We start from the raw sequence: 10,823 nt of genomic DNA, 5'->3' as shown, positions 1-10,823 counted from the left end.
CCCGCGCTGCCCGTTTCCCTGGTGTGTGGTCTGGTTCCTCCGGGGGAGCCGCCCGGCGGGGGGGGGGGCGGCGGGCGCCCCCCCCAGGGCGGTTCACCTCCGCGCAAGCGGAGGTGACGTTGCTTCCTCCCACCACAGAAGCCGCCCCTGGGAGAAATCTGGGGAGTATGACCGCGCCGGGGAGCGCGCGGGGAGGATCGATCGCGTAGCGCAGCACGACGCTGAAAGACGCTGAAAGACTCAACTGCGCAGGTCAGCAGCGCCGGTGACCGTATTGGCCCAGGTCAGAGCGAATCGGTGGTGAACTTCATGACGAACGACACCAGCCCACCGAGGGCGGCGCATCACCTCCACCTCTCAGCGCACATCAGTTCCGGCGCCTGCATGAGTCGCATACCGGTCCAGACCGACCCATGCCAAGATCCGGACCATACGCGGACCAGTGACTCCGACGCTGGACTTGCAACTCCCCACTCGTGCTGGTCAGAGCCACGCAGGCAGGTGTACCACCAGCAGACGAAGAATCTGCTGGGACGAACGCGCGCCGCGCCCAGGCGCAGCACCTGCCCACGCCCACGGTGGCTGAGCCCCAAGGCCGGGCTCGTTCTCTCAGCCCGGTCACCTACCACGCAACGGCTCCGAGCCGATCAACCCCAGATGCCCGAGTTCAACGGAGCGTAGTCAGCACCAAGTCAGCACGGGACAGGTGAAGACGGGGGGCTGCCGCACGATCGGGTGGCATCTGAACTGGCTTGCCCTGCGGGGCAGGTAGGAAGGATGTCGCTGTGTCCAAGCCTTATCCGCAAGAGTTCCGCGAGGATGTCGTACGGGTCGCGAGGAACCGCGGCCCGGGCGTGACGGTCGAGCAGGTGGCCGCCGGCTTCGGAGTGCACGCGATGACGCTGTGGAAATGGATGCGTCGCGCGGACATCGACGACGGGACAAAGCCCGGAACGACCAGCCAGGACAACGCGGAACTACGGGAAGCGCGTCGGCGGATCAAGCTGCTGGAGCAGGAGAACGAGGTCCTACGCCGGGCCGCGGCCTACCTGTCGCAGGCGCATCTGCCGGGAAAAGGATCTACCCGCTCGTGAAAGAGCTGGCCACGGGCGGGGTCCCTGACACGGTCAGGGACCTGAAGCTTGCCCGCCAGCCCTACCTTCGCTGGCTCGAACGGCCGGTGACCGATGCCGAGTTCGAGCAGGCCACACGCGCGAACGCGTTGTTCGACGCCTACCTCGAGGATCCGGAGTTCGGCTACCGATTCCTGGCCGACGAAGCCCGCAGCGCGGGATCCGGCATGGCCGACCGGACCGCGTGGCGGATCTGCCGGGACAACAACTGGTGGAGCGTGTTCGGCAAGAAGCGCGGCAGGATCAAGAAGGCCGGCCCGTCGGTGCACGACGACCTCGTCCGCCGTGACTTCACCGCAACCGCACCGAACCGGCTGTGGCTCACCGATATCACCGAACACGCGACCAGCGAAGGCAAGTTGTATCTCCGCGCGATCAAGGACGTCTTCAGCAAGAGAATCGTCGGCTACTCGATCGACACGCGGATGAAGTCCCGCCTGGCCGTCACAGCCCTGAACAACGCTGTTGCCCGGCGTGGACACGTCGCCGGGTGCATTCTGCACAGCGATCGCGGATCGCAGGGCGGATTCAACCGGGTCCGAGCCACGGGAGTCGCCGCCGGCCTCCGGGGCACCACACACCTGCTGGCCATCCAATCCGCCAGCCACCACCTGGCTGCCGCACCCCTGGGTGTCCAGCGGGACGGTGGACGGCGGTGCTGTGCCCACTTAACCTGCGCGACGGCGGGCGCGACCGAGGCAGCTCAGCCCAGCAGCTCAGCGCTGCCGGCCGGTTCGCGCCGCTCTTGCCCGTTGATGCGGTGCCGTTCGACGGACGAGCGCCGGTACACCTCCTGCCGCACCCGCTGAATCTCGCCGATGGGCCGGTGGTCCTCGCGTGAACGCCACGGCGTGATCGACGTGGCGTCGGCGGCCGCCAGGTTGTCGTCCCCGCCGATAGCCTGGCGCGGGAGATCCACCCGGGCGACCGTCACCCAGGGGGCCAGGTCCTCGGGCCACTTGACGGACGTGTTGTCCACCTGCATACGGGCCAGATCGGTGTTGAGCTGGACCTGGAGCTCGAAGGAGTGGTCTCGCTCCGCGGCCTCGGCCACCAGGGTGCGGCGGAATGCCTCATTGTCCGCGCGCACGTCCACGATCTGCTGCGTGATGGAGGCCAGGGACGCGGCGGTCGGCACGGTACGGATCTTGGCGATGTGTTCGCCGTACCGGAAGGCGCCCATGCTGTTGTAGCTGTACGACAGCAGATTCCTGCGCGGGACACCGGTGAACGACAGCATGGCGAGCAGTTCGTCCCACAGCCAGCTGTCGGGATCGGTGAGCGTCAGCCGACGGGTCAGGAACTCCGCCATCCAGGTCTTGCGGCGGGCTGGGTCCACGAGGGCCTCGGGCAATTCGGCGAACAAATCCTCGATCACCATGTAGTCGTAGGCCGTGTTCGCGAAGAAGACATCGTTGTTGATCAGATTGAGGTCGAAGGTGCCGCTGTCTCGTTCGTCGTCCAGCAGCGAGGGGCCGGCAACTCCGAACAGCTTGATGCCCATTCCGCAAGCCGCGCCCAGCTGGTGGTCGGGGCGATCGTGGCCCAAGCCGTTCGAGTAGCGGACGACGGCGTCGTACGCGGTCGGCCGTGCGAAGATTCCCTGCCGGTAGAAGCCAGGATTGTCACCAACCGTGACCGTGGCCTTGAGGAGGCCGTAGGTCTTGCCGTGGGCCGTACGGACAGCGCGGCCGACGGTCTCGCGCTCGACCGAGGCGCGAGTACGACGCGCCACCTGGGCGATGACTGCTTCCATCTCCTCCTGGTAGGAAGGGCGTTCGATGGGCCGGTAGTCCTCGTAGCGAACAGGATTCATTGTGCCGCCTCCCTCTCGTGGTGTACTGCGCACAGACGCTAGTACGCAATTTAATTGTGCACAACATAACTGTGGGCGATCGCACGTTCCCAGCACCGAATCGTCGGTGCTGGCTACTCGTCGGTGCCCAGTGCGTGGGATGCGGCTCAGAGGGACGACGGACAGAAATGAACGGCTCCCACAAGCAGTCCAGTCACTTCCTGGTCTGTCCAGCCAAGGTCCGCTGGCGCATCGAGCACGACTACCGCGAACTCAACACGGCCTGGGCCCGGACCACTTCGAAAGCCGATCCTGGCCGGCCGGCACCACCACGTCACCCTCGTGACCGCCGCCCACGTCTTCCTCACCGAACAGCGCCTCGCCCCAAAAGCCCCCGGACCGGTCTCACCCTCTACCAAGTCCTCGACACCCTCCGGGACGCTCCGAGGTGCTGAACCGGTGTCTGCACCACCTGCCACCAAGCCCTGCCACCAAGCCGCCCTGCCAACCTGGTGTGCCGCGCGCTGGGCGGTCGCCGCAACCCCATGACCACTGGAAGCGCGAGACCCACCTCTTCACGGCGCACTGGGGCAACCGATCACCGTTCAGAATTGCCGATGTTCGCGTCCTCGTCGCCGGTGCCCGGGCCGGTGAGGGTGACGCCATCGCCACCGTTGAACTCCTGGCCACAGTCCACGTGCCGCACGTCGTTGACGGCAGACGGGTGCGTGGTTGTGGCCTCTGTTGGCGCTGGCGAGCCCGCTGCCGATCCGGCGGATGCCGTGCGCGGACCAGGTGGAGGTTTCTGTGCTGGGGAGCCCTGCCAGTGTTTCAGCCACGGGCTTCCCCTTTGCTGCTCGGTGAGCCACTAACTGGTAGAAGAGGCGCTGATGCTGCCGGAAGGACTGACGGAAGGACTGACGGAGGAACTGGCGGAGGAACTGGCGGAGGAACTGGCGGAGGGCCTCGCGGAAGGGGTTGCCGTCTGCGAGGGCGAGCTGGGGCGGCGGCCGCTGGAGGCTCGGGGGGGTGGCTTCGCCTTCACTGGTGGCGGCGCACTGGTGGTGGCGGGAGGCCGAGAGACCGGTGACGTGTTGCGAGTCGCCGTTGGCAGAGGACGCCGGATCCCGTCACCGTTTCGGTCCAGGACGCCCTGTCGGGCCGGGTGCGTGGACACACGCTCCGGTGCAGCCTGTGAATCGGGAACGCGGACCCCGGGCTCTTCGGGGGACGGCTGTTCCGGGATCGAGGCTGCTCGTGGGGCCGTCGACTGGGGAAACACCGATGCGGTGGCCAGGCCTCCGAGGAGGGTGAAGGCGGCTGCGGCAAGAGACCGGACGGCATATTTCTTCAGCCGCGCCGGACGGTCGTACCGGTCAGCCGACAGGTCTTGCGAGGCAGTCGGTGACCCGGGAAGGGGCGACCCGGAGGAGCTCGGTCCCCGACCCAAGCGGACCTCCGGCATCGCGGCGTCGACGGCCGGAGCACCGCCTCTCCGATCGCTCAGCTGTGCCATGCCGGGGTCGTATGCCCCACACTCTGGGCAGGTAACGGCGCCGTTGAGCGTGCGGCTGCACGGGATGCAGTAGTCCATGAAGCGACCGTCCTCAGTCCTTGAGTTGACGGGAGTAAAGGTGCACCCAACCCGGGCAGCAGTCAGCGGTGGGGAGACGCCGCTTGGTTTCTTTCGAACCGATCTTTGACATGTACGAACCTCACTTACCGGACTACAGGTGGGTCACCGGTTACTGGGTCCAACGGGGCGCATCGAATGAGTGCTCACCCGCAAGCTGAAAAGTGGGGTATGTAACCCTGCTGGAAGGGACGTTGATGACCGGGACGGCGCGGCAGCCTCGGCATACGAGCCGAACGGTTGCGCTCGATCCGGGCCGAGTGCTGCTCACTTCCCACGGCTCGACGTCCCCTGGCGCAATTTCTTCGCTCCTGCGATGTCCTGGGGCAAGGTGGTCAGGCTGAGGAGAGTCCCACGGGCAGCAGCAACCGCACTGCGACCACAGCCGGTCGTCTCTGCGGCCGCTGAGTCTGCTCCCACCTTCGAGACCTGCCAGACCGCGGGAGGGCAACCAGAATTGAGCACTTACCGGCATGGAGGTGAGGCGCGCCGGACTGCCGGGGCCGACGCGGCGACAGCGGTCGCATCAGCGACGACGCTGCGGAACACCACCCTGATCACGCAGCACGCGGCCAGGTTGTGAGCACCCGGGTCAGGGGGTCAGACCGCGCAGCCGCACGGCCCGGCACCTTCCGGCCATCCAGCGGTGCCGGTCGAGGGGCAATTGTTCAGGGGCAGTTGACGGCCGGGTCCGCTGTGTCACGGTTGCAGGTGTCGAAGCCAAGGCCGCCGTCGAGGGTGTCGTTGCCGGCATTGCCGTTGATGGTGTAGTTGCCGGCCAGTCTGGAAATGGTGTCGTTGCCGGGTCCCTTGGAGTGCAGTCGCCGGACCGTGCGACGGTGTGCCTGATGCTGTTGCCGGTCTGCCCAACGGTGATGCTGTTGCCCCGCCCCACCCCGGAAGTGACGGTGACGGTGGTGCCGGTCTTGTTCACCAGCGTGGCGATAATCCCTGCCGGCAGAGCTGCGGCAGCCGCGGTGGATGCGTCCGTGAGGTACAGAGTGAAACCGCACACCGTGGCCGGAAGCGCGACGGTGCGATGGACCCTCCTTCTCAAGACCTGCTCCTCACTGGGAAGCCGCGCTGAAGGTGGAGTCGACCATGCGCACCGGTTACGAGCACGGCTTCCGGGTGATCACTCTGACCGACTGCGTCGCCGCCACCTCGTAGGAGGAGCAGGACAACACCATCGCCTACAATTTCTCGATGTTCTCGCTGCCGATGGCCTCTGCCGACGTCATCGCCGCCCTGTAGCCCCGCCGTCGCCCGCCCCAGCGGCTTGGCCAGCCAGAGGCGCTCCTTCGGCTTCGGTCGCCCCGCCGTCGGCCGCCCTAGTTGTATTGCCCTGTGAGGTTGGGGACGCGGCTGGCGGGTGGTTGGCCTTTCAGCGCGGTGTGTCCGCGGTGGTGATTGCAGGTGTGCAGCCATTGCGGGTAGGCGTCGCGTCGTTCGGTCTCCATGCGGTAGGGGCGAGCGTAGGCCCACTCGTCCAGCAGGGTGCGGTTGAAGCGCTCGACCTTCCCGTTCGTCTGCGGCCGGTAGGGGCGGGTTCGCTTGTGGGTGATCCCGGCTGCGGCGAGGGCATCGCGCCAGTCGCGTGAGCGGTGGCAGGAGCCGTTGTCGGTCAGCACCTGCTGGACGGTGATCCCGACCTGGGCGAAGAACGTCTGGGCCCGGTCCCAGAAGGCGGTTGCGGTTTCCTTCTTCTCGTCGGTGAGGTTCTCGCTGCAGGCGAGGCGGGAGTGATCGTCGACGGCGTTGTGCAGGTAGCTGTAGCCCATGCCGGAGCGGGTCTTGCGGCCGGCCTGGCGGCCCAGGGCCTTGTGGCCGCCACCGTCGGGGATGTTGCCGAGCTTCTTGATGTCCACGTGCACCAACTCGCCCGGCGCGGACCGTTCGTAGCGGCGGATCACCCGTCCGGTGGCGCGGTCGAGATGAGCGGGACGGGCCAGCTTGTAGCGGGCCAGGACCCGGTGCACGGTGGACGGGTTCAATCGCAGCAGGTAGGCGATGCCAGCCGGTCCCCAGCGGCGCAGGACGCGGATCTTGATGATCCGCCGCTCGGGACGGGTCGGGGTGCGGGCGCGGGCTGTGATGCGGGCAGAAGGAGTGATCACTCATCCCGTCCTCGCCATGCGAGCGGTAGCGGCCGGCCCATCGCCGGGCCGTGGTCGGCGAGACCTGGAAACGCTCGGCGACCCGGCGAAGAGTCCAGCCGTCCTCGACCGCGCAGCGGGCCAGATGCAGGCGTCCCGTCTCGGTCAGGGGCGCATCACGGTGGGGCACGAGGGCCTTTCTGTCGGTGTAGACGTCTCAATCCACACCGAACCGGAAGGCCCTCACCTGTTCAAGATCCCTCAGCCGAGACCTGGCTCACCCGTCTACAACCTCCCGAGACAGAACACCTAGCACGCAACGACTCTGAGCCGATCAACCCCAGATGTCCGAGTTCAACGGAGCGTAGTCAGCACCAAGTCAGCACGGGAGTCAGCACCGCACCGTCAAATCGCACCGAACTACGCGTCCCGGACAGCACTCGTTTCGACCGCCATCGAGCCCCCGGACCGCCCTTCCGTGAGCCGACATGGTGGCCGCACGCATAGCCAACCCTCGAACTATGTCGCCCCACCACATGTGCGCCTGACGTGCGTCTTCCTACCGTGTGCCGACACGTACCCGTCCCCACCGCACATGAGGAAGTGGCGCACATGGCCTCCGGAACCACCGCTCCCCCACCCCCCGCCAGCCTCAAGCGCATCGTCGCCGCCAGTCTCATCGGCACCACCATCGAGTGGTACGACTTCTTCCTCTACGGCTCGGCCGCCGCCCTGGTCTTCAACAAGCTGTTCTTCCCCGGCTCCGACCCGCTCGTCGGCACCCTGCTCTCCTTCCTCACATACGCGGTCGGGTTCGCGGCCCGGCCGCTCGGCGCCCTCGTCTTCGGGCACTACGGTGACCGGCTCGGCCGCAAGCGACTGCTGGTACTGAGTCTGCTGCTGATGGGCGGGGCGACGTTCGCGATCGGTCTGCTGCCCACGCACGCGACCGTCGGCGCGGCGGCTCCCGTCCTGCTCACCACACTGCGTCTGGTGCAGGGCTTCGCTCTGGGCGGCGAGTGGGGCGGCGCGGTTCTGCTGGTGTCCGAGCACGGCGACGCCAAGCGCAGGGGGTTCTGGGCGTCGTGGCCGCAGACCGGCGCTCCGGCCGGTCAGCTTCTGGCGACCGGTGTCCTGTCACTGCTCACCGCCACACAGTCGGACAGCACCTTCCTCTCCTGGGGCTGGCGCATCCCGTTCCTCCTCTCCGGGGTCCTGGTCGTCGTCGGTTTGTGGATTCGTCTGTCTGTCGATGAATCGCCCGTCTTCAAGGAGGCGCTGGCACGGTCCGAGGCCCGCAAGTCGGCCGGAACGGACGAGCCGGAGAAGCTCCCGCTGGTCTCCGTCCTGCGCCACCACTGGCGTGACGTGCTCGTCGCCATGGGCGCCCGTATGGCCGAGAACATCAGCTACTACGTGATCACCGCCTTCATCCTCGTGTACGCCACCACCTCCGCCGGCGTCTCCCGGCAGACCGCGCTCAACGCCGTTCTCATCGCCTCGGCCGTGCACTTCGCCGTGATCCCGGCCTGGGGCGCCCTCTCCGACCGCATCGGCCGCCGCCCCGTCTATCTGCTCGGCGCCGCGGGTGTCGGCCTCTGGATGTTCCCGTTCTTCTCCCTCATCGACACCGGCGGCTTCGCGAACCTGATCCTCGCCGTCACCGTCGGCCTGGTCCTGCACGGCGCCATGTACGCGCCCCAGGCCGCCTTCTTCTCCGAGATGTTCGCGACCCGGATGCGCTACTCCGGTGCCTCCATCGGGGCCCAGTTCGCCTCTGTCGCGGCGGGCGCGCCCGCACCCCTCATCGCGACGGCCCTGCTCTCCTCCTACGGCAGTTCCACTCCCATCTCCCTTTATGTGATCGGGGCGGTCGTCCTGACCCTGATCGCGGTGGGCTTCGCCAAGGAGACCCGCGACCGCGACCTGTCCGACGTCGACGCCGTGACCGAGGACCGGCCGGCTCCGGTCGCGCCGGCGGACGCCCACACGGTCTGACCCCGGCCCACACGGTCTGACCCCGGCCCGCGGATCCTGATCCCCGTACGCGATGTCGTGTGCGGGGATCAGTGCGGTCCGTTCGACGACAACCAGTGAAGTCTCAGGGCCAGTTGGATCTCCAATATGCGGGCCGGGCTCTGCCAGTCGTCCCCGAGCAGGCGCCCCACCCGCTCCAGCCGCTGCGCCACCGTGTTCACATGCACGTGCAAGGCGTCCTTCGTACGGGCCGGGCTCATCCCGCTGGCGAAGTACGCGTCGAGGGTGCGCAGCAGGTCGGTCCCACGCCGTTCGTCGTAGTCGACGACTCCGCCGATCGTCCGGGCGACGAAGCCGGAGATGTCCCGGTCCCCGGCGAGCAGCAGTCCGAGGAAGCCGAAGTCCTCGGCTGCCGCGCCGTCCCCGGTCCGGCCGAGCAGGCGCAGCGCTTCCAGGCAGCGCTGTCCCTCCGTGTAGGCCGTGGCCACCGCCTCGGGCTGCGCGGCGAGCCGCTCGAAGGGCGCGGAGGCACCTACGGTCACCGCCTCCTGAACGGCGGTGCCCAGTTCCTTGGCCGTGCGGCGGGCCAGTGTCGTCGCCGTGTCGCCGGGTCCGAGCGGGAGCAGCAGGACGGTGCCTCCGTCACGGGCGGCGGCCAGCCCGTGGCGGGTGGCGGCGAGATGGGACGCGGCCGACCACAGCCGTCTGCGCGCGCCCGCCTCCTGGCCGGCGTCGGCGGCCACGACGTCGAGCCGGGCCGCGAGCACCACATGGGGTCCGTCGAGATCGGCGTGCAGCCGCGCCGCCCTCGCCCGCAGCAGCCCCGGATCGCGGTCCCGACCGTCCAGCAGGTCGTCCAGCAGCTCGCCGCGCACCCGCTGCTCGGCTTCGGAGGCCGAGCGTCTGGCGAGCAGGAGCAGTGAGGTGACCATCGCGGCGCGCTCCAGGGTGCGCTGGTCGACGGGGTCGAGGCCCGGAAGCCCGCGCAGCACCAGCGCGCCGAGCAGTTCGCCTCCCGCCGCCACCGCAGCGACCCAGTCGTCGCCGTGCCGTACGGCGTGGCCGTCGGCGCGGGCCGCTTCCACGGCCACCGTCGGCGTGCTGTCCGGCTCCGTGAACTCGACCGTGCCGTCCAGGACTTCGGACACCGCGGCGGCGACGTCGTGGACTCCCCCGCCGCGCAGCACGAGTTCGGCCAGGCGGTCGTGGACGTCCGAGGCACGTTCGATGACCGCGCTGCGGTCCTGGATGATCTCGTTGGCCCGGCCCAGGCGGTCCAGGGCGGAGCGCGTCTCGGTGAGCGCGTTCGCCGTGTCGATGGCGGCCGCGGCCAGGGCCGCGAAGGAGCCGAGCAGGGCGATCTGCTCGCGCTCGAAGACCCGGGCCCTGCGGTCCGCCGCGAACAGCACGCCGATGACCTGGGGCCCGATCATCAGCGGCACGCCGAGGATCGCGACGAGCCCCTCATCCTGCACGCCCGCGTCGATGGTCCGGGTGTGCTGGAAGCGCTCGTCCTTGAAGTAGTCGTCGGTGACGTACGGACGGGCGGTCTGTGCGACGAGTCCGCCCAGCCCCTCTCCCATTCCGAGCCGCAACTGCTGGAAGCGCGCGGCGACCGAGCCCTCGGTGACACGCATGTAGGTGTCGCCCTTGGTCGCGTCGTTCAGGCTGAGATACGCGATGTCCGTGCCCAGCAGCGACCGGGCGCGCTGCACGATCGCCCGCAGGACGGCGTCGAGGTCCCGCAGGCCCGCGAGGTCGTGCGCGGTCTCGAAGAGCGCGGAGAGCTCGGCCTCGCGGCGGCGCCGTCCTTCTATCTCCGTGCGCACGCGCAGCGCGAGCAGCTTGGCCTGTTCGAGCGCGGCGACGCGCCGGTCGGGCAGGCCCTCGGCGCGGGCGAGCAGCACCGGCCGCTCGTAGGCGTCGGCGGTCGCTCCTCGGGCCAGGAGTTCCAGGAACGGCGCTTCCACGCTGTCGGCGGAGCGCTCGGCTGATGGCAGGTGATCGCTGGGCATGGCAACAGGATCGCGCATGTGCGGGTCGGCGCCCCGGCCCTGTGGACAACTGTCCGCGAGGCAGCACCGCGGCCCTGTGGACAACCATCCGCCGGGGGGCAGCACATCAGCCTGGTGGACAACTCGTCCCCGGCCCGGATGCGGCACGCTTCGCCGGCGGGGGGAGGCCGGGCT

6 protein-coding genes and 2 pseudogenes are annotated in these 10,823 nt (G+C 68.6%); 4 read left to right on the top strand and 4 right to left on the bottom strand.

Going from position 1 to position 10,823, the window contains the following annotated elements; translation table 11 throughout:
- Nucleotides 1-785 precede the first annotated feature (785 nt).
- Together ACFXGX_RS01025 and ACFXGX_RS01020 are read left to right on the top strand one after the other, a co-directional pair.
- A complete protein-coding gene (locus tag ACFXGX_RS01025; RefSeq protein WP_384783297.1) occupies nucleotides 786-1,094 on the top strand; it encodes a transposase in 309 nt (102 codons plus the stop codon).
- The gene (locus ACFXGX_RS01020; protein ID WP_384783295.1) at nucleotides 1,091-1,942 is read left to right on the top strand and encodes a transposase; all 852 of its coding nucleotides are present in this window, start codon (nucleotides 1,091-1,093) and stop codon (nucleotides 1,940-1,942) included. Before ACFXGX_RS01025 ends, ACFXGX_RS01020 begins: the two co-directional genes overlap by 4 nt.
- Here the strand turns inward: ACFXGX_RS01020 and ACFXGX_RS01015 are convergent.
- The gene (locus ACFXGX_RS01015; RefSeq protein ID WP_384783293.1) at nucleotides 1,837-2,949 is read right to left on the bottom strand and encodes a catalase family protein; all 1,113 of its coding nucleotides are present in this window, start codon (nucleotides 2,947-2,949) and stop codon (nucleotides 1,837-1,839) included. The two genes, ACFXGX_RS01020 and ACFXGX_RS01015, sit on opposite strands and share 106 nt — an antisense overlap.
- 200 nt (nucleotides 2,950-3,149) lie before the next feature.
- Between ACFXGX_RS01015 and ACFXGX_RS01010 the strand changes: the two are divergent.
- Nucleotides 3,150-3,369 (top strand): annotated as a pseudogene (locus ACFXGX_RS01010) (IS701 family transposase); the annotation flags it as partial.
- 1,860 nt (nucleotides 3,370-5,229) lie between these two features.
- Here the strand turns inward: ACFXGX_RS01010 and ACFXGX_RS01005 are convergent.
- On the bottom strand, nucleotides 5,230-5,574 hold the full coding sequence (locus ACFXGX_RS01005) for a hypothetical protein (RefSeq protein ID WP_384783291.1): 345 nt from the start codon (nucleotides 5,572-5,574) through the stop codon (nucleotides 5,230-5,232).
- A gap of 318 nt (nucleotides 5,575-5,892) precedes the next feature.
- Nucleotides 5,893-6,847 (bottom strand): annotated as a pseudogene (locus ACFXGX_RS01000) (IS481 family transposase).
- Between the two features lie 422 nt (nucleotides 6,848-7,269).
- Here ACFXGX_RS01000 and ACFXGX_RS00995 point away from each other — a divergent pair.
- A complete protein-coding gene (locus ACFXGX_RS00995; RefSeq protein ID WP_384783289.1) occupies nucleotides 7,270-8,655 on the top strand; it encodes an MFS transporter in 1,386 nt (461 codons plus the stop codon).
- Nucleotides 8,656-8,723: 68 nt separating this feature from the next.
- On the opposite strand, the gene ACFXGX_RS00990 is transcribed toward ACFXGX_RS00995, so the two are convergent.
- The gene (locus ACFXGX_RS00990; protein ID WP_384783288.1) at nucleotides 8,724-10,649 is read right to left on the bottom strand and encodes a helix-turn-helix domain-containing protein; all 1,926 of its coding nucleotides are present in this window, start codon (nucleotides 10,647-10,649) and stop codon (nucleotides 8,724-8,726) included.
- Nucleotides 10,650-10,823: the final 174 nt, after the last annotated feature.

The organism is Streptomyces sp. NPDC059371 (assembly GCF_042751995.1).
Taxonomy (GTDB): domain Bacteria; phylum Actinomycetota; class Actinomycetes; order Streptomycetales; family Streptomycetaceae; genus Streptomyces.
This window is presented reverse-complemented; position numbering and strand designations above follow the sequence as displayed.